The following is a 20,783-nucleotide window of genomic DNA, read 5'->3' on the forward strand; positions in this document are numbered from 1 at the left end:
CCTCTTAATTAAGCTACTACACTCATTTGTTCAATTATGTCACATTCGCCTTGAGTTGTAATTTTTTCTTTAGAACAGCGCTGTATATCTGCTTCAATTCTTGCACAATACGCTTCGAATAAATCCAGTTGTTTTTTAAGGCTTTCAATTTCATAATTATTAATTTCCTGAGCATGTTTAATGTTATAAGTATTAGTTATATCAATATATTTATTTTCTAATGTTGCAGATAAACTGTCAATCAACTTATTCATTTGCGTTTTCTTAGCTTTTAAATATTCAATATAATTTTCAATGTTTTTTAATTTTTCATCTAAACTAATTTGATAATCACTAATGTTTCGTTTAATAATCACTTTAAGAAAATGTTTTAAATATAAGTCCATATAATTCATAGAACCACCTTGTCCTTGATTAAGGTTAATTATAGTTCAAAGTGGTATAAACGCCCATAGGCTATGGGACCATCTTGTTCTCATACTTTAGTACGATGTTTCTTCATTTCATTATAAACTTAATTTTATTTTTACCATTTTTAAGTGTATGATTAAGTATATTTATTCTAGAAAGAAGGTAACATCAATGACTCAAGCACATCATCGTCTGAATTGGCTCCCCTACATTCTTATCGTTATTTTTCTGCACATTTTAGGTTTCAGTTTCCTTTGGTTAGCAAATTCTAACCATCTACTTCTAGGTATGGGTATCCTTGCATATACGCTGGGATTGCGTCATGCATTTGATGCCGATCACATTGCTGCGATAGACAATACTGTACGTAAATTATTACAGCAACAACGTAGTCCTGTCGGCGTAGGCTTTTATTTCTCCATTGGACACTCTACAGTCGTCTTTCTTATGTCTGTTTTCTTAGGCATTTCTGTAAAATGGGCAAAAGACGCGTTGCCACATTTTCAAGAAATTGGTGGTATTATTGGTACAATCGTTTCAGGAAGTTTTTTAATTCTAATTGGTATATTGAATCTAATCATATTAGTATCCTTAATTACGCTATTCTTAAAATTAAAAAATGAACGTATAGATGATAATAAGTTAAATGATTTATTAGAGGCACGTGGATTGATTTCTCGTATTGTTGGACCCTACTTTAAACTCATAAGTCGTAGTTGGCATGTCTTGCCTCTTGGTTTTTTATTTGGCTTAGGATTTGATACTGCAAGTGAAATTTCTTTACTTGCGTTATCTTCTGGTGCGTCTCAACAAGCAATTTCATTTATAGGTATCTTATCCTTGCCCATACTATTTGCTGCAGGCATGAGTTTACTTGATACGTTAGATGGTATATTGATGACCTCTGCCTATAATTGGGCCTTTTTCAATCCTATTCGGAAAATTTATTACAACATTACAATTACTGCCATCTCAGTTATCGCTGCATTGTTAATCGGTACTACAGAGTTGCTTCAAATCATAGCAGAAAAATGGCAATTAAGTGGTACTTTCTGGACATTCATCGCAAATATCCAGTTTGATTATTTTGGTTATATTCTGGTCGTTTTGTTCTTAACAAGTTGGCTCATTTCCTCTTTAATATGGAAATTTGGCAAAGTTGAACAACGATGGACCAAGTAAGCATGTTTCAATACGTTTGTATTATGAATACAAAGGTTGTTTAAATTACCTGAGTCGACAAGTGAAGGTCGCATAGTTAACATATCTTTAATTGGCAGTCACATTATCCATCTCTTAATGAATGATACAGGCACATAAATGCGGATGAATACACACGTTTATACCAGTCATTGATAAGTGGCATTAAATCGCACTTAAGAAAATGAATAAACCCGTTTGCATTTTAAAAGCAAAGTAAATATAAAAAAGACAATTTCTATAGTGAATGCACTCATAAAGTTAGATTTTAAGATTAACTATTAAGGTGCGTATCAAAACTCACTAGAAATTGTCTTTTTACTTATCTATTCACGTTTAGCCAATTAAAGATTTACTTCTAAAATTAGTCTATTTTAGTCGTTAATAATGGACCATCTTTAGTAACGATAACCGTATGTTCAATTTGGGCTACGTAACTTTTATCTCTTGTTTCAAATGCCCATTCATTCTTACCTTCTGTTACGAATGTTGCTTTAGAAGAAATAAACGGTTCTACTGCGATTACAACCCCTTCTTTAAGCAACGTTTTATCTTTAGGGTCATAATAGTTCATTACATGATTAGGTGCTTCGTGTAAAGATTGACCTACGCCGTGTCCTGTTAAATTTTTGATGACAGTTAAATCATTTTGACGTGCAGTTGCATGCACAGCTTTACCAATATTACTTAATTTAGTTCCTGGTTTAACCTTTGCCATCGCATTTTCAAATGCCCTTAATGCAACGTCACATACTTTTTGTTTAAGCGGATCACTTGCTTCACCCACAACAAACGAAATACCAGTATCTGCGTAATAGCCATTTTTTAATGCTGATACATCAATATTAACTAAATCGCCTTCACGAATGATTCGTTTACCTGGAATTCCATGTGCAACTTCTTCATTAACACTAATACATGTTTGTCCAGGGAAATTCTCATCATGAATAGGTGCTGAAATAGCGCCATGTTCTTCAAATAAATCTTTAGCAATATTGTCTAATTCTTTAGTTGTGATGCCAGGTTTAGTAGCTTCTTGCATCGTATCCCTAACCTTAGCACAAATGTAACCTATTTCTTTTAAGGCTTGTAATTCTTCTTCTGTTTTTACAATCATAATATCCCGTTCCTTTTTAATTGTGATTACATCTTATTATACCAAAAAAATTTTGATATACTAAACATACAAAAAATGAAGTGAAAATAATTTACTTATTAAAGAAACATATTAATGTTATTTTCGTACAACGAGAGGATTTATCATATGGATAAATGGTACAAAAGAATTATTGGCGCTAGAACCATTAAAACTGGTTTAGCCACTTTTTTAACATCGCTATTTTGTTTGATGCTTAATTTAACTCCTATCTTTGCGATATTAACAGCTATTGTAACAATCGAACCCACAGCCAAAGCATCATTAAAAAAAGGGTACAGAAGATTGCCAGCGACAGTCATTGGCGCATTATTCGCTGTTATTTTTACATTTATTTTTGGAGATCAATCAGCATTAACCTATACATTTAGTGCACTGTTCACCATTTTAGCTTGTACAAAATTAAATTTACAAGTTGGTACGACCGTTGCGGTATTAACATCAGTTGCTATGATACCTGGTATACACGATGCCTATTTCTTTAACTTCTTCTCAAGATTATTAACAGCGTTGATTGGTTTGGTCACAGCGGGATTAGTTAATTTTGTTGTTCTTCCTCCCAAATATTACCAACAAATTGAGGATAATCTAACACAATCAGAATATAAAATGTATGAGTTATTTTCATCAAGATGTAATGAATTATTATTAGGAAAATTTGATTCAGATGATAGTAATAATTTATTAAATAAGCTAATGGGTGTGATTAACAAATCTGAGACATTAACTGGTTATCAAAAAGATGAATTACGCTACCATAAGAACAAGGAAGATGAGTGGAAACGGTTGAAACAGATTTCGAACCGTTCATATATTGACCGATTACTCGCTACCCATCTATCAAATATCATTTATTTACCTAAGCATATTCATTTAGTATTTACGCCTGAGGAAAAAATGGCAATTATTAAAATCAGTCATAGTGTCAATAATATAGTCAATAGCGATCATTTCGAACCACATCGTTCATCTGCATCAACACTTAAGTCTTCTGTCAAGCGATTAGAAGAGTTTGATCAAAATCAAATAAAAAGTCATATCATTTATGAAATACTTTTAATTTATAAATTATTAGATAGTAGATACAATGACAAATAAATAAGACGTACTGGCTTCATACGAAGTTCCAGTACGTCTTTTTACTAAGTTAATAGTCAACTATTATTTATTCTTAGATGAACGTTCAATAATAACACGCTTAGCTGCTTCTTCTTCAGTGTTATCTAGTTGTTTAGGTTCAAACGGTATACCTTTACGTTCACAAGCTTTTTCTAATAAATAATCCGTGATTTCATGATTTTTAGGTAAAATAGGTCCATGTAAATAGGTACCTAATAAGTTTTTATAGTGGATACCTTCTTGTTTATCCTCATCATTATTTCCATATCCTACTGTAACGTGTCCTAACGTACCGTAATGATGATGTGTACGTCCACCATGATTCTCAAAGCCAACTATTGTACCAAATGTATCACTCTCAATGACGATATCGCCAGTTAATCGTTCAGTACGTGATTCAGTATAAAAATCTAATATACCTAATCCTTCAAGTTCAGTGCCATCAGGAGTAATATATTTTGTTCCTAAGAATTGGTAGCCGCCACAAATTGTCAAACCTGGCATACCATCTTCAATTGCATCTTTAAGTGTGGTCTTCATTTTGCTTAATTCTTTAGTCGCAATACTTTGTTCTCTATCACTTCCACCACCAATAAAGAAGATGTCACAGTTATCAAGCGTCACACCTTCAGTTTGGTTAACCTCAACAACATTTAATTGAATATTACGTTTCTTTGCTCTTTGTTTGAGTGCAATAATATTTCCAATATCACTATATAAATTTAATTTGTCTGACATAAAATGATAAACGGTTAATTCATTCATATTTATTGCCCTCCTGTAAATGAACGATTAAGTTGTTCTAACATCGGAGATAATGACGTGTAGTTAGGAATTGCGACTGTAAATCCTTCATAGTTCATAGTCAATGCTGTTGCTTTATAGATATCCTTTTCAAGGATAATAGGCACAGTCACTTCAGCCAATTTCAGACGTAATTGCAATTCTTCAGCTCGAGTTCCTGTTACTATAATCGTTTCTATATTTTGTTCGCTTAACTTCTCAAAATCAGCGTCATAAATCCATGACGTATCGCGACCATCTGCCGCATTATCATTCAAACTAATAACATATACCTTCTTACCTTCCAATTGTTCGCCCACAGACAAACTTGCATTCATACCAGCGGGATTCTTAGCAAGGTTAATCATAGCCTCTTTATGATTGAGTTTGAAATACTGCATACGTCCATTATCTGATGTGTATGATTCAAACCCTGTTCGAATTGAATCATCATTAAGACCTAATTCTCTTAATACTGTATATGCCGCTAATGCATTATACGCATTAAAGTCACCGGCAATTTTCATATTAAACGTAGTATCACCAATATTTAATCCTAAGAATGGAGATGCAGAGAATGATGTTACTTCGTATTTCGGTAATTCTCGTTTGAATCCACATGAACAATGGTAATGACCAATTTGGTTATAATGAATGTAATCATATACTAATAGTTTGCCACAATTAGGACAATATTTACTCTCATTCATTGTACTTTGCTCAAATTCATGTGCATGTGCTTTCATGCCATAATAAACAATCGAATCACTAGCGATTTTGAGTCGACTAACAAAAGGATCATCTGCATTAAGTAACAATTTGATTCCCTTATTACTAATAGACTTCGCAATATTATTTACCATTATATCGATTTCACCAAAGCGATCCATTTGATCACGGAAGAAATTTGTAAAAATCATCATTGATGGTGTCACTTCTTTTAATACACGTGGTATTGAACCTTCATCAATTTCAATGACAGCTACTTTAGTATCTTTAGTGCTTTGCATGATAAAAGCAGATGTTATACCTGCCGCCATATTAGCACCTTCATTATTATGTATGATATCAATGTGATTTGCTTTTAAAGTATGTCCTATAAGATTAGATGTAGTCGTTTTACCGTTCGTTCCGCTAATAAAAACGATATCATCAACTTTTGCAGCTAATTTTCTTAATATATTTTGATCCACTTTGCGGGCAACTTGTCCAGGTAAGTCAGTACCTTTTTTCCCGGCAGCGATACTAGCCTTACGTGCCAATTTCGCTAAGTGCGTTGCAGTCCATTGTCTCATGTGCTTCCTCCTCATATAAATCACTTGAATAATTATAACACGTAACGGGTATAACAAAAAACATTCTCAATTAAAAATAACAAGTTACATCCTAGATTATAATAATTATTATTTACTAATGAGAATAGATTTGTTATACTCTTTATGAACAAAGACAAAATAAATGACAAATTTTTAATAGAGGTGACTTAATTATGTTAAGTAAAGACTTGTTAGAAGCACTTAATGATCAAATGAACCATGAATATTTCGCAGCACATGCTTATATGGCAATGGCAGCTTATTGTGATGACGCTTCATATGAAGGTTTCGCTAATTTCTACATTCAACAAGCTAAAGAAGAACGTTTCCATGGTAAAAAAATCTATGATTACATTAATGACCGTGGTGAACACGCTGAATTCAAATCAATTCCAGCACCTAAAACTGAATTCAAATCAATCCTTGAAACATTTAAAGATGGATTAGCACAAGAACAAGACGTAACACGTCGTTTCTATAATTTATCTGAAATTGCTCAAAAAGATAAAGACTATGCTACTATCTCATTCTTAAACTGGTTCTTAGATGAACAAGTGGAAGAAGAAGCAACTTTTGAAACACACATTGATTATTTAAATCGTATTGGCGATGACTGCAATACATTATATTTATATGAAAAAGAATTAGCAGCACGTTCATTTAATGAAGAATAATGCTTTCCTTATTAAATCTAGACACGATATAGATAAGACTATATCTGAAAATAATCGATAGTTGACTGCTACTGGAAAGGCACTTAACTCAAGCTTTTTCAGTTCTAGTCAACCTTGCATGCGGGCCCTAGCTAAAAGCATTTCACTAAGAAATTCTACAAGCTAAGCAAGCTGGGAGTCGGGGCCCCAGCAAAGAGAATTTCATTATGAAATTCTACAAGCTAAGCAAGCTGGGAGTGAACACGAATTTTAAAAGAATTCTGTCCACTCCCTTTTTTAGTTGTGCAACATCCTGGAAATGTTTTTATACTACTACTAAAATGAAAGCATCTATACATGAAAGGATGGTGTAAATATGGATAATGCTTTTATTGCATTAGACTTTGAAACAGCAAATGGTAAACGTACAAGTATCTGTTCTGTTGGTATGGTTAAAGTTGTCAATAATGAGATTGTTGAATCCTTTTACACTTTAGTCAATCCATTTGATTATTTCTCAAAGACGAATATAAATGTTCATGGTATTACACCTGAAGATGTCAATGATGCGCCGAGTTTTGACTATGTATATCCCTATATGATGCAATTTATTGATAACTTACCTGTTGTTGCACATAATGCTGCCTTTGATATGAATGTACTTCACCAAAGTTTAAAACAATTAAATATTGAAACTCCGTCAATGATTTACTTTTGTTCATATCAACTTGCTAAACGTACAATTGATGCATATCGTTATGGTCTTAAACATTTAATGAATCATTATCAATTAGACTTTCATGGTCATCATGATGCGCTCAATGATGCCAAAGCATGTGCAATGATTACATTTAGATTATTAAAGCATTATGATAATTTGCAAAGTATGCTCCAAATTTATGGTAAAAATTTAAAAGATAAAGGCTAGCGCATGATGTGAAATGTATTTTGATAAGCAAAGTACATTTTATCGGCATTGACCTTTATCTTTAAATAAAATCATAGATTGTCATATTTTTATATGTTGATTGTTCTAAATTCCCTACTGTGACACCAATTAACCTTATTGGAATATCGGGATCCTTTAATTCGTTATATAAATCATAAGCAACATTGTATATATCAATATCACTATTAACCGGTTCTCTTAAGCTTCTTTGTTTTGAAAATGTTTCATACTGATATGTTTTTAATTTAACTGTTACAGTGCTACCTGATTTTTGCAATTTAGTTAAACGTTCTGCTGTTTTTCCAGATAGTTCCCATATCTTCTGCAATATGACTTCATCATCATTGACATCAGTTGAAAACGTGCGTTCAGTTCCCACGGATTTACGCACTCTCTTCGCTTTCACTTCACTATGATCAATACCTCTGGCTTTCTGATATAAGCCACGACCTCTTTTTCCAAACCAACGTATTAAGTCAAATTCTGTTTTATCATATAAATCCTTCCCTGTGTAGATATCATGATGATGCATTACTTTTTTCGAGGCTTTGCCCACACCTGGAAAGTCACCAATATCTAAATTCATTAAAATATCATTTACATTATTATAATCTATAACCATCATGCCATTCGGTTTGTTCATACCACTTGCTAATTTTGCTAAGAATTTATTATACGAAACACCTGCAGATGATGTTAAACCTGTTTTTTCAAAAATATCACGACGAATAAAGCTTGCAATTTTTGATGCCGGTAAGTCAGATCTGACTAAATGTGTAATATCTAAATATGCTTCGTCGAGTGACATTGGCTCAACGATATCTGTATAACTTTTAAATATAGACATAATAATAGCAGAAGCTTCTCTATAGGCATCAAATCTTGCGCTGACATAATAACCATTTGGGCATAATTTATGGGCTTGAGACATTGGCATTGCAGAATGAACACCATATTTTCGCGCTTCATATGATGCAGTAGAAACCACGCCGCGTGTACTCGCCTTTCCACCAACGATTACTGGTTTCCCTTTTAATTTAGGATTATCTCGCATTTCTACTTGTGCAAAAAAGTAATCCATATCTATATGTATAATTCTTCTTTCAGCCATTGTCTCACCTCTTTAAAAAATAAGCCTCAACGTAATTATAATGTGAAATCCTTCAAAACTCATGAAATGTGCACATATATAATCATATTGAGACTTATGATTTATTCAAACTCATTATTAACTTGTATAGGACGCTGGTAATACATAATTAATCCTTCATCGGATGGATGAATGTACTCAAATTTATTCGTAAACGTAATACCTACTAGATATAAATCTATTAGACAATACCCGAAATGAATACTTAACATGATGATAATTGAAGAGTACGTATAATAACTAAATATCAACATTAATAGACCAGTAATGATGACCATTGGAGCTAACATAATTGTGCAAAATTGCCACTTGTTAAAACATTTTTTTGAAATATGTACTAATAGAAATCCTTTTTTATATTTTAATTTAGGCTGTTCACCCTTTGAAAAAATAAAAAACGAAAGTCTGTGAATCAATTCATGTAATCCTAAAATAACAACAAAACCTAAAAATCCGTAGAGTAAATTAGCTAAAAAAGTTTGCTCATGAATAGTTGTAAACATAAACGCCCACTTGTATGTAAACAATATCATAAATAAAACCACGACCAATTGGGTTGTAATAAACTTAGGTAAATTGATTCGACTAGGCGAAAAATCAAATTTTTGCACAAAAATGACCTCCAATCTTTCTTAATTTCAACCATAGTATACACAGTCTATATCGAGAAAAAAACCTTTTCTATAAGATTTAATGCGCTGTAATCATTTCTTAATATTCGTATTATGAAATATCACGTATCATTTTCTTTCAAACAATGCTACTGTTTCTACATGTGTTGTTTGTGGGAACATGTCGACCGGCGTAATTTCTTTCAACTCATATTGTGTGGCTAAAATTTGTGCATCCCTTTGTTGTGTTGAAGGGTTACACGAAATATACACAATACGCTTAGGATTAAGTTTCAGTAAAGTTTGTAAGAATGTTTGATCACAGCCTTTACGCGGCGGGTCTACCATTACAACATCTGGTCTGATACCTTGTTGTTTCCATTTTATAATGACCTCTTCAGCTTTACCACAGACAAAAGTTGTATTTTCAAATCCATTTAAAGTCGCATTTTGCTGTGCATCCTTAATCGCAGATGGCACAACTTCAACACCATACACATGTTTAGCTACTGGTGCCATGTATAAACCTATCGTACCAATACCACAGTATGTATCGAGCACTGTTTCTTCTCCTGTTAACTGCGCATACTCAATTGCTTTTTGATATAATTTCTCAGTTTGAGATGAATTAATTTGGTAGAATGATTGATCACTAATCTTAAATGTTGTATCGCTAAGTTGATCTACAATTCTGTCTTTACCATATAGTGTTATAGATTGTTGACCCATAATAACATTAGAATGGCTGTTATTAATGTTTTGCTTAATACTCGTAATGTTAGGAAATGTTTGTTTTAACTTTTCCACTAGAATTGAAGCGTCTTTAAAATGTTTTCCATTGGTTACAAAGATAACCATCATATCATCAGTATAATAGCCTGTGCGAATAACTAGATGTCTTAACAATCCACTTTTAGTACGTTCATTATAGATACTAATACGATATTCTTTAATCCATTGTTTAACGTGATTCATAATATCTTGATGTATATCATCTTGGATTAAACAACTATCCATATCAATAATATCGTGACTTCGTTGTCGATAATATCCCATGATTGCTTGTCCATTTTTATCGGTACCAATAGGTAGTTGTGATTTGTTTCTATACTGCCATGGATTATCCATTCCAACAGTTTTATGAATGGTTGTATCGGTAAATTGTGCTTTTCTATGGAAGAGATTAATCACTTGTGATTGTTTCATTGCCAATTGCGCTTCATAAGTCATATGTTGTAATTGACAACCACCGCACTTCCAATAATATTTGCATGGTGGTTCAACGCGATGCTCACTCGGTTTCACAACTTGAAGTAGTTTACCTATCGCGAAATTTTTCTTTACTTTGATAATTTTGTATTCAATTTCTTCTCCAATTAACGCATTTGGCACAAAAATTGGGTAACGATCGATTTTGATAACACCATGCCCTTCGTGCGTTAAATCAACAACATTACCATAGTTAATTGCATTTTTACTTATTGTTTCCATTATTTCACCCCACATAAAAAGAGGTTGGAGTAGTTTAACCTAGGTTTGTTTTTCATACCCAAGATATTAAAACTATTGCTCAACCTCTTCAACTGTATAAATTACTCTGATATTTCATTATTTCTTATAATCTCTTCATTTGATGGTTTTTCTTCAATGATACCATCTTCAACTTGCTGATCTTCAGTTAACTCCTCGTTGTATATATCCTTTGGTGTGCATACTTCGATATGACGCTTTAAATTCAAGAAATTAGCTGGTAATTTACCGCCATATTCTCCATCTACATTCAATTGCATTTCTGTAAATGATGAAATATTAATAGATGTTGCCTTTTCATAGATGACTTTTGGATGTTTGATGTGTTCTCCGCGAGACGCTAATGTCATGATATGTCCTAATTCAGCCAAGTTAGCCTTTTCAACAATAATCAATGTAAAATGACCATCGTCTAATTTCGCGTCCGGAACTAATTTCTCAAAGCCTGCCATAGAGTTCGTAAGTCCTAATAAGAACAATAATGCTTCACCTTGAAAGACTTGATTATCATATTCTATTCTTAAATCTACCGCTTTCATTTGAGGTAACATTTCAAAACCTTTAATGTAATACGCGAAAGGACCCACGATAGACTTTAAGCGACTTGGCGTTTCGTAGGACACTTGCGTTAATTGTCCGCCGGCTGCTAAATTGATAAAGTAGCGGTTATTCATCTTACCAATATCAACTTTCGTTGTATGATTATCAATGATGACATCAACCGCCCCCATAATATCGCTTGGTAAATGTAAGGCTCTACCGAAATCATTCACCGTCCCCATAGGAATAATGCCTAATTTGGGGCGATTAGGTTGCTCCGCGATACCATTTACCACTTCATTAAGCGTGCCATCTCCACCAGCAGCTATGATAATATCATAATCTCTTTTAAGTGCACGTTCCGCTTCAAGTGTTGCGTCTCCTTCACGCTCTGTTGCATAAGCACTTGTTTCGTAACCGGCACGTTCTAATTTTATTAAAACATCTGGTAAAGTTCTTTTGAAGAGTTCCTTTCCAGAAGTTGGATTATAAATGATTCTTGCACGTTTTCTCATAAATTATCCCTCATCTTTTTATACATATTCTTATATTAAATGATTTATAAGAGAGTTGGAAGTATTTAAATCAATAAACTTTGAAATACATCCTATATATTATCAGTCATATGGTGATTGTAAATCTTATATTACACCGGGTGCTAGCGCTTAAAATGTACCAAAATTAAAAGGGAGCGGGACAGAATTCTTTTGAATTCGTCGTCCCACCCCCGCAAGGATGACTAGAACTGAGAAAAGCTTGATTTAAGCGCCTTCTCAGCTCAGTCAGCTACTGCGAATTTGCTAAATAGCATTATTATATTATTTTTTCGCAGACTGTTAATTAATCATTGAATGACATACAAATGCATAATCTAATTAGCGTTTATCTAATTCTTGTTTTAAAATTTGGTTTACTTTTTGAGGGTTAGCTTGGCCTTTAGATGCTTTCATAATTTGACCAACTAAGAAGCCCATCGCTTTGCCTTTACCATTCTTATAATCTTCAACTGATTGTGGATTATTGTCTAACGCCTCTGTAACAAATTGAGTTAAAGTAGCCTCATCAGAGATTTGTACTAAACCTTTGTCTTCCATAATTTGTTTAGCATCTCCACCATTTTCAGCTAACTCTGGGAAAACTTTTTTAGCGATTTTACTACTCATTGTACCGTCTTCAATAAGTTTAATCATACCAGCAAGGTTTTCTGGCGTTAATTGAGTATCTTGTAACTCAACTTGATTTTTATTTAAATATTCATTAACGCCACCCATTAACCAGTTAGATGTTAATTTAACATCGGCACCTTGGTCTATAGCACCTTCAAAGAAATCTGACATTTCTTTAGTAAGTGTTAAGACGTGGGCATCGTATTCTGGTAATCCTAAATCATTAACGTATTTCGCTTTACGTTCGTCTGGTAATTCAGGAATTGTTTCACGTACGCGTGCTTTCCATTCATCATCAACGTATAAAGGTACGATATCAGGTTCTGGGAAGTAACGATAGTCATCTGAACCTTCTTTAACACGCATTAAGATTGTTTTGCCAGTTGATTCATCGAAACGTCGTGTCTCTTGTCCAATAGTACCACCGTTTAATAATTCTTCCTCTTGGCGTTTTTCTTCATATTCTAAACCTTTTCTTACATAGTTAAATGAGTTAAGGTTTTTCAATTCAGTTTTAGTACCGAATTCTTTTTGTCCATAAGGACGTAATGAAATGTTGGCATCACAACGTAATGAGCCTTCTTCCATTTTACAGTCAGATACGCCAGTGTATTGAATGATTGAACGTAATTTTTCTAGGTAAGCATATGCTTCTTTTGGAGATCTGATATCCGGTTCAGAAACAATTTCGATTAATGGTGTACCTTGACGGTTTAAGTCAACTAATGAATAACCATCTTTATGTGTTGATTTACCAGCATCTTCTTCCATGTGAAGACGTGTGATTCCAATACGTTTTGTTTCACCATCTACCTCGATATCAATATATCCATTTTCGCCGATAGGTTGATCAAATTGAGAAATTTGATATGCCTTTGGATTGTCTGGATAGAAATAGTTTTTACGGTCAAATTTAGAATTTGTCGCAATGTCCATATTTAAAGCCATTGATGCACGCATAGCCCAGTCTACAGCACGTCTATTAACGACTGGTAATACACCAGGATATGCTAAGTCAATAACATTTGTATTTGAGTTAGGTTCAGCTCCAAAATGTGCTGGTGATGGAGAGAACATTTTTGAGTCTGTTTTTAGCTCAACGTGAACTTCAAGTCCGATAACTGTTTCAAAATGCATTATTTCCACTCCTTATAATTTTTCATATGCGTCATGTAAGTTGAATTGTGTTTCATATTGATATGCCACACGATATAACGTCTTTTCATCAAAAGGTTTACCGATAAATTGTAAGCCGATTGGTCTACCGTTTGATTGCCCACAAGGAACAGAAATACCTGGTAAACCAGCTAAGTTAACAGGTGTAGTTAATAAGTCATTAGCATACATAGTTAAAGGATCATCAATTTCATCACCTAAGTTAAATGCAGTCGTTGGTGCTGTTGGTCCTACAACTACGTCATAGTTTTCAAATACTTTATCAAAGTCATTTTTAATCAATGTTCTAACTTTTTGTGATTTTTTATAGTATGCATCATAATATCCAGAACTTAACGCGAAAGTACCTAAGAAGATACGGCGTTTAACTTCAGCTCCAAAACCTTCAGATCTAGACATTTTATATAATTCTTCTAATGTTTGAGCTTCTTTAGAATGGTAACCATAACGAATACCATCAAAGCGAGCTAAGTTTGCTGATGCTTCAGATGACGCAATAACATAATATGATGGAATACCATATTTAGTATTTGGAAGTGAAACTTCTTCAACTTCTGCACCTAAAGATTTAAGTGTCTCAACTGCATTCTTAACAGCTTCTTTAACATCTTCATTGATACCTTCACCTAAATACTCTTTTGGTAACGCTACTCTTAAACCTTTAATATCTTTACCAATATCTGACGTGAAGTCAACGTCTTCAACTGGTGCACTTGTAGAGTCATTTCTATCAACGCCAGAAATCGTTTCTAAAACGATAGCGTTATCTTTAACATTACGTGTAATTGGTCCTATTTGATCTAGTGATGATGCAAATGCAACTAATCCGAAACGTGAAACACGTCCATAGGTTGGTTTCATTCCTACGACACCACAATATGCTGCTGGTTGACGAATTGAGCCACCAGTATCTGACCCTAAACTAAACGGTACTAATCCCGCTGCAACTGCTGCTGCTGAACCACCAGATGAACCACCTGGTACAGCTTTATAATCGAATGGATTAACTGTTTGTTTAAAGTATGATGTTTCTGTAGAACCACCCATAGCAAACTCATCCATGTTAAGTTTACCGATTAAAATGGCATTTTCATCATGTAATTTATTCATTACAGTTGATTCATAAATAGGAACAAATCCTTCTAACATTTTACTTGCACATGTTGTTTCCACGTCTTTAGTAATAATGTTGTCTTTGATTCCCATTGGAATACCAAACAATTTACCTTCCATTTGGCCTTTTGCTTGTAATTCATCTAATTCTTTAGCTTTTTTAATTGCATTATCTTTATCTAATGCTAAAAATGATTTAATTGTAGGATCCGTTTCTTCAATTGCATCATAGATGTCTTTGACAACTTCTGAAGGCTTAATCTCATTGTTTTTAATCATTTCTGATAATTTTTCAACTGATTCATAACGAATACTCATCTTAAGCTTCCTCCTCATTCATGATAGCTGGTACTTTGAATTGACCATTTTCTGTCTCTTTAGCATTTTTTAATGCAAGTTCTTGAGGAATGCCCTCGATTGCTTCATCATCACGTAACACATTTTGTAAATCTAATACGTGATACGTTGGTTCAATACCTTCTGTATCTGCTGTATCATTTTGCTTAGCAAAATCTAAGATACTTTCAAGTGTATTAGCCATTTCTTCAGTTTCTTCTTCAGAAATTTGAAGTCTTGCTAAATGTGCTATATGTTCAACCTCTTCGCGTGTAACTTTAGTCATTTATTAAAAGCCTCCTTATTACTCATTCATCATAAAATTGTATCAAATTTTCACTTAAAAATCTAAATATTTATTGAATCAACACTACGGTAAACCATTGTGAATGGTTCATTGATAGAAAAACAAGATCTTTTTGCACCACAAATGATGTAACTCAATTATAATTTTCGAGATATATGTGGTCTATATTTTGCATTTAAGGACATTAAACATTTAAATATTCACATCAAACACAATAAGATTGTTAAATTTCACTTTTTAAAAACCCTTTATTATTAAGTGTTTAAAGTGTTTTTCTTTTTAAAAATAAAAATTAACACTTCTCTAAACCATTCATCACATTGTATAATATTACATGTAACTAAATTAATTAAAAAGGTTGCATACATATGTATTTAAAATTTATCAAAGTTTATTGAACATCTATGCATCTACTTCATTAAAATCAAAGGGGGTATTTCTATATGCTTATTTTAGGAGCAAGCTTGCCTAGTCAAGTGAATACCAATTGGCAAACATACATAATGATTGCGGTTTATTTTATTATTTTGCTTATTATTGGTTATTACGGCTACAAGCAAGCTACGGGTAACTTAAGTGAATATATGCTTGGTGGTCGAAATATCGGACCATATATTACAGCATTATCTGCCGGTGCATCAGACATGAGCGGTTGGATGATTATGGGGCTTCCAGGTTCAGTCTATAGCACAGGCTTATCAGCAATTTGGATAACAATCGGACTTACATTAGGTGCCTATGTCAACTACCTTATTGTGGCACCAAGATTGAGAGTGTATACAGAAGTGGCAGGCGATGCAATCACCCTTCCTGATTTCTTCAAAAATCGACTTAATGATAAAGAAAATATTATTAAAATTATTTCTGGTTTAATCATTGTAGTATTCTTCACATTGTATACTCACTCTGGCTTTGTATCGGGTGGTAAGCTGTTTGAAAGTGCATTTGGATTAAACTATCACTTTGGATTACTACTCGTTGCTGTCATCGTGATTGCCTATACTTTCTTCGGAGGTTACTTGGCTGTATCGATTACCGATTTCTTCCAAGGCGTCATTATGTTAATCGCGATGGTTATGGTTCCTATCGTTGCTATGTTGCAACTTAATGGTTGGGATACTTTTTCTCGAGTAGCTGAAATGAAACCAACGAATATGGACTTATTTAGAGGTACGACTACACTTGGTATTATTTCTCTATTTGCTTGGGGTCTAGGTTATTTTGGTCAACCTCACATCATTGTAAGATTTATGTCTATAAAGTCACATAAAATGTTACCTAAAGCACGTCGATTAGGTATTAGTTGGATGACTGTTGGCCTACTAGGTGCTGTAGGCGTTGGTTTAACTGGTATTGCGTTTATACCAGACAATCACGTTAAGATGGATGATCCTGAAACGTTATTCATCATTATGAGTCAAATTTTATTTCACCCGTTAGTAGGTGGTTTCTTATTGGCTGCCATTCTTGCAGCAATTATGAGCACGATTTCATCACAATTATTGGTTACTTCAAGTTCCTTAACAGAAGACTTCTATAAATTAATTCGTGGTGAAGAACGCGCAAAATCACATCAAAAAGAATTCGTATTGGTTGGTAGACTTTCTGTATTAGCGGTTGCCATTGTTGCTATCGCAATTGCATGGTCTCCTAATGACACAATTCTGAATTTGGTTGGTAATGCTTGGGCAGGCTTTGGCGCATCTTTCAGTCCATTAGTATTATTCTCACTTTACTGGAAGAAGTTAACTCGAGCTGGTGCGATTAGTGGTATGGTAGCTGGTGCGCTCGTGGTCATTATTTGGATTGTATGGATTAAACCTCTAGCTGGTATCAATGAAATTTTTGGCATGTATGAGATCATTCCAGGTTTCTTAGTTAGTGTTATTGTTACCTATGTTGTTAGTTTGTTAACGCAACATCCTGGTGACTTTGTTGAACGAGACATTGAGAAAGTTAAATCAATTGTTCGTGAAAAATAGCATGATTATATTAAAAACTACGGATAGCCTATCATTTAGGCATTATCCGTAGTTTTTTAATTAATTATTATAAATATGAACTTGAGGTTCTTTGTCCTCTTTAGATATACTAATTAGAGCTCTTGGCGTATTGCCATCTTTAATGCGAATTTCATAACTATCGATATTATCAAAATATTTCTGCGCTTGTTCTGTAACATACTGCGTAATACCAATCGTCTCAGCTTGACCATAGTAATCAATCGGTAAGTCTATTGTTAATTGGGTTGGTTTCTTACCTTCAAATTTCACTTTACCTACTGCTTGCGTAAAATTAGTAAAGTAAGATTGTAGATTATTATTGAATTGCTTGAAATTATTATTTAAATTCTCATTATACTTTTCAGCTGTTGATGAAGGTAAGAGTGCTGAAACTTGATCAATTTTATTCCATTTATTAATTTTAGTTTGGTCATCATCCACTGTAGTATTGGCGATGAATTCACCTGGAGTAATTGAATTTTGATCTGATTGTTTATAAATCGCAAAATGAATAGGAATATCTTTAAGGTCATCATTGGCTCTTAATCTCGTTAAGATTTCGGATGCCATTTGTTTACCTTGTTTTTCAATTTCCTTATCATCAAGTTCTTTACTATAAGTTTCTCCATCTTTTTCTTTTTGATAGTAATAAACACTATTCATGGCTAAACCAATTGTCATACCTTTTATATTTTTGCCTTTAGTATCACTACTATCATAGAAATCTTGTTCAAGTATGTTAGATAAATACGCAGGTGATTGTTCTGCGATTTTTTCTGGATCATCCTCACCTTTATGTGATGGATTCAAACCTAAATTTTCACTCGCATTGTTTGATTCCTTCTCTTTATCACTCATCTTATCTATTTCTTTTTTAGTGTATTTAGGATTTAAGTAACTATTAATTGTATCTTTATCTAAATATTGACCGTCTTGATATAGATAGTCGTCAGTTGGAAAGACATCTTTACTTAATTTCAATAAACCACTTTCAAAATCATCACCATTGTAGCTATTTGCCATATTATCTTGTAATACGCCACGCGCCTTGCTTTCTTTAAATGGCAGAATCGTACGGTAATTATCACCTTGTACATTTTTATCTGTTGCTATTGTCTTAACATTATTTGAGTCTGATTTTGTTTCTTGCTTATTTACAGATTGATTATTTTTATTATCATTGTCATTGCCACATGCCGCTAACAGCACAAGCGACGTTAAAATTAAAAATAGGGTCCGCTTCATTGCCGTTCTCCTCTAACTTGATATTTCATTTTGTTTTGCCACAAATTGTTCTTCTGTCCAAATTTCAGTACCAAACTTTTCAGCCTTAGTTAATTTAGAACCAGCATCTTCACCCGCAATTACTAAATCCGTATTTTTTGTTACACTACTTGTAACTTTCGCACCTTGTAATTCTAACCAAGCGGATGCTTCTTTGCGTGTTAACTGTTGTAATTTTCCTGTTAAAACGATGGTTTTATCTTTAAAATCAGGGTGACCTTCTATGTCCGACGTCTTAATTCCATTATAAACCATATTGACATCTTTGTTTTTTAATTTTTCAATCAATGCTTTTATATCTTCATTTTCTAAATAAGTCACTACTGATTGTGCCAATTTATCACCAATGTCATGTATACTAATAAGTTCCTCTTCGGTCACTTCAAGCAAACGATCCATTGTTTCATATTTCTCAGCTAAAACTTGACTCGCTTTTACACCTAGATGGCGAATACCTAAACCAAATAGCAAATGCTCTAATGAATTGGCTTTAGCATCATCAATAGCTTTAAGTAAATTGTCTACTTTTTTAGAACCCATGCGCTCTAGTGGTAATAAATCATCTTCAGTTAAGTAGAAAATGTCAGCCACATCTTTAATCACTTCATGATGATAGAGTTGTTGGATTATTTTTGTGCCTAAACCATCTATATTCATTGCCTGACGTGATACAAAGTGAATTAACCCTTCAACTAGTTGTGCTTGGCACTTTGGATTAATACAACGTAATGCAACTTCACCCTCGATTCTTACCAATTCATGACCACAACTTGGACAATGCGTAGGCATAGAATAAGGTGACGTACCTTCAGGACGACGCTCCGTGATACTTCTTACAACTTCTGGAATGATGTCACCAGCTTTTTTAACTACGACGCTATCTCCAATTCTAATATCACGTTCACGTATTAAATCTTCATTATGTAGTGATGCTCTAGAAACTGTTGTTCCAGCAACACGTACTGGATTGAGAATTGCCGTTGGTGTCACAACGCCTGTTCTACCAATACTTAACTCAATATCTTGTAATGTTGTAACTACTTCTTCTGCTGGGAACTTATATGCAATAGCCCATCTTGGAGATTTCTGTGTGTATCCCATTTCATCTTGTTGCTCTATGTCGTTTACTTTTATTACAATACCATCAATATCATAAGGTAGTTGTTCACGTTGATTTGTCCATTTTTCTATGTATGCTAATACACCTTCAATATCATCAACACGTGCACGTTCATGATTTGTCTTAAATCCTAAGCGATCTAACTCATCTAACGCACCACTTTGAGTGGTTGCTTTAAAATCTGTAAAATCATTAACACTGTATAAAAATACGCTCAATTTACGTTTAGCAGCTAGTTTCGGATCGAGTTGTCTTAATGAACCTGCTGCAGCATTACGTGGATTCGCAAATGGTTGTTCATCATTTTTTTCTTTTTCTTCATTGAGTCTTATGAAAGAACTACGTGGCATATAAGCTTCACCACGCACTTCAAAACTAAGCGGCTCATTAATTTTCAATGGAATCGCATGTATGGTACGTAAATTTTCAGTGATATCTTCCCCTGTCGTTCCATCACCTCGTGTCAAACCTTGAACGAAACGACCATCTACATATTTGAGTGATACAGCTAGACCATCAATTTTCAATTCACACATATATTCAACTTTACCAACTTGTTCACGAATACGTTGATCAAATCGACGCAGCTCTTGCTCGTTGAAAGCATTACCTAAACTTAACATTGGTGTATCATGGTTCACTTTCTCGAACGATGATTGCACCTCTCCACCTACACGAACGGTAGGTGAATCAGGTGATTTTAATTCAGGGTGTGCTTCTTCAATATCGATTAATTCACGTAATAATTTATCGTATTCACTATCAGGTACAGAAGGATTATCTTGTACATAATATTCATAGCCATATTGATTCAATAAATCATGTAACGCTTTCACACGATTTTGGATATTGTCCATACA

18 protein-coding genes are annotated in these 20,783 nt (G+C 33.6%); 5 read left to right on the plus strand and 13 right to left on the minus strand.

The annotated features are described in order from the left end of the window. Positions 1 to 8: 8 nt before the first annotated feature. On the minus strand, positions 9 to 395 hold the full coding sequence (locus KA909_RS00135; RefSeq protein ID WP_075108579.1) for a hypothetical protein: 387 nt from the start codon (positions 393 to 395) through the stop codon (positions 9 to 11). A 187-nt stretch (positions 396 to 582) separates the two neighbouring features. On the opposite strand from KA909_RS00135, the gene KA909_RS00140 reads away from it, so the two are divergent. Continuing rightward, positions 583 to 1,593: a HoxN/HupN/NixA family nickel/cobalt transporter gene (locus KA909_RS00140; protein ID WP_193839154.1), complete on the plus strand. Its 1,011-nt coding sequence runs from the start codon at positions 583 to 585 to the stop codon at positions 1,591 to 1,593. 382 nt (positions 1,594 to 1,975) lie between these two features. On the opposite strand, the gene map is transcribed toward KA909_RS00140, so the two are convergent. Next, positions 1,976 to 2,728: a type I methionyl aminopeptidase gene (map, locus tag KA909_RS00145; protein WP_193839153.1), complete on the minus strand. Its 753-nt coding sequence runs from the start codon at positions 2,726 to 2,728 to the stop codon at positions 1,976 to 1,978. 147 nt (positions 2,729 to 2,875) lie between these two features. Between map and KA909_RS00150 the strand changes: the two genes are divergently transcribed. Continuing rightward, positions 2,876 to 3,865, plus strand: coding sequence for an FUSC family protein (locus KA909_RS00150; RefSeq protein WP_075108577.1), 990 nt, complete (start codon positions 2,876 to 2,878; stop codon positions 3,863 to 3,865). Between the two features lie 63 nt (positions 3,866 to 3,928). On the opposite strand, the gene gatD is transcribed toward KA909_RS00150, so the two are convergent. Both gatD and murT read right to left on the minus strand, forming a co-directional pair. Next, entirely contained in the window at positions 3,929 to 4,651 is a 723-nt protein-coding gene (gatD, locus tag KA909_RS00155; protein WP_053030376.1) for a lipid II isoglutaminyl synthase subunit GatD, read from the minus strand. Between the two features lie 2 nt (positions 4,652 to 4,653). Next, positions 4,654 to 5,964: a lipid II isoglutaminyl synthase subunit MurT gene (murT, locus tag KA909_RS00160; protein WP_070855033.1), complete on the minus strand. Its 1,311-nt coding sequence runs from the start codon at positions 5,962 to 5,964 to the stop codon at positions 4,654 to 4,656. A gap of 194 nt (positions 5,965 to 6,158) precedes the next feature. On the opposite strand from murT, the gene ftnA reads away from it, so the two are divergent. Together ftnA and KA909_RS00170 are read left to right on the plus strand one after the other, a co-directional pair. Beyond that, complete coding sequence (gene ftnA / locus KA909_RS00165) at positions 6,159 to 6,659, plus strand: H-type ferritin FtnA (RefSeq protein ID WP_053030378.1); 501 nt, start codon at positions 6,159 to 6,161, stop codon at positions 6,657 to 6,659. Positions 6,660 to 7,014: 355 nt separating this feature from the next. After that, complete coding sequence (locus KA909_RS00170) at positions 7,015 to 7,566, plus strand: 3'-5' exonuclease (protein ID WP_193839152.1); 552 nt, start codon at positions 7,015 to 7,017, stop codon at positions 7,564 to 7,566. A 61-nt stretch (positions 7,567 to 7,627) separates the two neighbouring features. Here KA909_RS00170 and dinB read toward each other — a convergent pair whose 3' ends face one another. From dinB to gatC, 7 genes are all read right to left on the minus strand, one after another. Next, positions 7,628 to 8,698, minus strand: coding sequence for a DNA polymerase IV (dinB, locus tag KA909_RS00175; RefSeq protein WP_193839151.1), 1,071 nt, complete (start codon positions 8,696 to 8,698; stop codon positions 7,628 to 7,630). A gap of 101 nt (positions 8,699 to 8,799) precedes the next feature. Further along, positions 8,800 to 9,348: a DUF3267 domain-containing protein gene (locus KA909_RS00180; RefSeq protein ID WP_053030381.1), complete on the minus strand. Its 549-nt coding sequence runs from the start codon at positions 9,346 to 9,348 to the stop codon at positions 8,800 to 8,802. A 129-nt stretch (positions 9,349 to 9,477) separates the two neighbouring features. Then, complete coding sequence (rlmD, locus tag KA909_RS00185; RefSeq protein WP_193839150.1) at positions 9,478 to 10,839, minus strand: 23S rRNA (uracil(1939)-C(5))-methyltransferase RlmD; 1,362 nt, start codon at positions 10,837 to 10,839, stop codon at positions 9,478 to 9,480. 101 nt (positions 10,840 to 10,940) lie between these two features. Further along, positions 10,941 to 11,933 (minus strand): diacylglycerol kinase, encoded by a 993-nt coding sequence (locus KA909_RS00190; protein WP_053030383.1) that lies wholly within the window; start codon positions 11,931 to 11,933, stop codon positions 10,941 to 10,943. Between the two features lie 360 nt (positions 11,934 to 12,293). Further along, the gene (gene gatB / locus KA909_RS00195) at positions 12,294 to 13,721 is read right to left on the minus strand and encodes an Asp-tRNA(Asn)/Glu-tRNA(Gln) amidotransferase subunit GatB (RefSeq protein ID WP_070855034.1); all 1,428 of its coding nucleotides are present in this window, start codon (positions 13,719 to 13,721) and stop codon (positions 12,294 to 12,296) included. A gap of 12 nt (positions 13,722 to 13,733) precedes the next feature. After that, positions 13,734 to 15,191 carry an Asp-tRNA(Asn)/Glu-tRNA(Gln) amidotransferase subunit GatA gene (gene gatA / locus KA909_RS00200; protein WP_210129865.1) on the minus strand — a complete coding sequence of 486 codons (1,458 nt, stop codon included), beginning with the start codon at positions 15,189 to 15,191 and terminating at the stop codon, positions 13,734 to 13,736. 1 nt (position 15,192) lies between these two features. After that, the gene (gatC, locus tag KA909_RS00205; RefSeq protein WP_011275356.1) at positions 15,193 to 15,495 is read right to left on the minus strand and encodes an Asp-tRNA(Asn)/Glu-tRNA(Gln) amidotransferase subunit GatC; all 303 of its coding nucleotides are present in this window, start codon (positions 15,493 to 15,495) and stop codon (positions 15,193 to 15,195) included. A 464-nt stretch (positions 15,496 to 15,959) separates the two neighbouring features. Here gatC and putP point away from each other — a divergent pair, with 464 nt between their 5' ends. After that, complete coding sequence (gene putP / locus KA909_RS00210) at positions 15,960 to 17,498, plus strand: sodium/proline symporter PutP (RefSeq protein WP_075108572.1); 1,539 nt, start codon at positions 15,960 to 15,962, stop codon at positions 17,496 to 17,498. A 60-nt stretch (positions 17,499 to 17,558) separates the two neighbouring features. On the opposite strand, the gene KA909_RS00215 is transcribed toward putP, so the two are convergent. Together KA909_RS00215 and ligA are read right to left on the minus strand one after the other, a co-directional pair. Next, positions 17,559 to 18,764, minus strand: a complete 1,206-nt coding sequence (locus tag KA909_RS00215) for a CamS family sex pheromone protein (RefSeq protein WP_210129866.1) — start codon at positions 18,762 to 18,764, stop codon at positions 17,559 to 17,561. A gap of 12 nt (positions 18,765 to 18,776) precedes the next feature. Continuing rightward, a complete protein-coding gene (gene ligA / locus KA909_RS00220) occupies positions 18,777 to 20,780 on the minus strand; it encodes an NAD-dependent DNA ligase LigA (RefSeq protein ID WP_075108570.1) in 2,004 nt (667 codons plus the stop codon). Positions 20,781 to 20,783 lie beyond the last annotated feature (3 nt).

Source organism: Staphylococcus sp. GDX8P54P (genome assembly GCF_017893165.1).
Classification (GTDB): domain Bacteria; phylum Bacillota; class Bacilli; order Staphylococcales; family Staphylococcaceae; genus Staphylococcus; species Staphylococcus borealis.

Bases quoted from the DNA above. Each gene is read 5' to 3' on its own strand.
- rlmD (WP_193839150.1), bottom strand. From the start codon at position 10,839: ATGGAAACAATAAGTAAAAATGCAATTAACTATGGTAATGTTGTTGAT.
- gatC (WP_011275356.1), bottom strand. From the start codon at position 15,495: ATGACTAAAGTTACACGCGAAGAGGTTGAACATATAGCACATTTAGCA.
- gatB (WP_070855034.1), bottom strand. From the start codon at position 13,721: ATGCATTTTGAAACAGTTATCGGACTTGAAGTTCACGTTGAGCTAAAA.
- KA909_RS00150 (WP_075108577.1), top strand. From the start codon at position 2,876: ATGGATAAATGGTACAAAAGAATTATTGGCGCTAGAACCATTAAAACT.
- KA909_RS00140 (WP_193839154.1), top strand. From the start codon at position 583: ATGACTCAAGCACATCATCGTCTGAATTGGCTCCCCTACATTCTTATC.
- dinB (WP_193839151.1), bottom strand. From the start codon at position 8,698: ATGGCTGAAAGAAGAATTATACATATAGATATGGATTACTTTTTTGCA.
- gatA (WP_210129865.1), bottom strand. From the start codon at position 15,191: ATGAGTATTCGTTATGAATCAGTTGAAAAATTATCAGAAATGATTAAA.
- gatD (WP_053030376.1), bottom strand. From the start codon at position 4,651: ATGAATGAATTAACCGTTTATCATTTTATGTCAGACAAATTAAATTTA.
- KA909_RS00135 (WP_075108579.1), bottom strand. From the start codon at position 395: ATGAATTATATGGACTTATATTTAAAACATTTTCTTAAAGTGATTATT.
- KA909_RS00170 (WP_193839152.1), top strand. From the start codon at position 7,015: ATGGATAATGCTTTTATTGCATTAGACTTTGAAACAGCAAATGGTAAA.
- putP (WP_075108572.1), top strand. From the start codon at position 15,960: ATGCTTATTTTAGGAGCAAGCTTGCCTAGTCAAGTGAATACCAATTGG.
- ligA (WP_075108570.1), bottom strand. From the start codon at position 20,780: ATGGACAATATCCAAAATCGTGTGAAAGCGTTACATGATTTATTGAAT.
- ftnA (WP_053030378.1), top strand. From the start codon at position 6,159: ATGTTAAGTAAAGACTTGTTAGAAGCACTTAATGATCAAATGAACCAT.
- map (WP_193839153.1), bottom strand. From the start codon at position 2,728: ATGATTGTAAAAACAGAAGAAGAATTACAAGCCTTAAAAGAAATAGGT.
- murT (WP_070855033.1), bottom strand. From the start codon at position 5,964: ATGAGACAATGGACTGCAACGCACTTAGCGAAATTGGCACGTAAGGCT.
- KA909_RS00190 (WP_053030383.1), bottom strand. From the start codon at position 11,933: ATGAGAAAACGTGCAAGAATCATTTATAATCCAACTTCTGGAAAGGAA.
- KA909_RS00215 (WP_210129866.1), bottom strand. From the start codon at position 18,764: ATGAAGCGGACCCTATTTTTAATTTTAACGTCGCTTGTGCTGTTAGCG.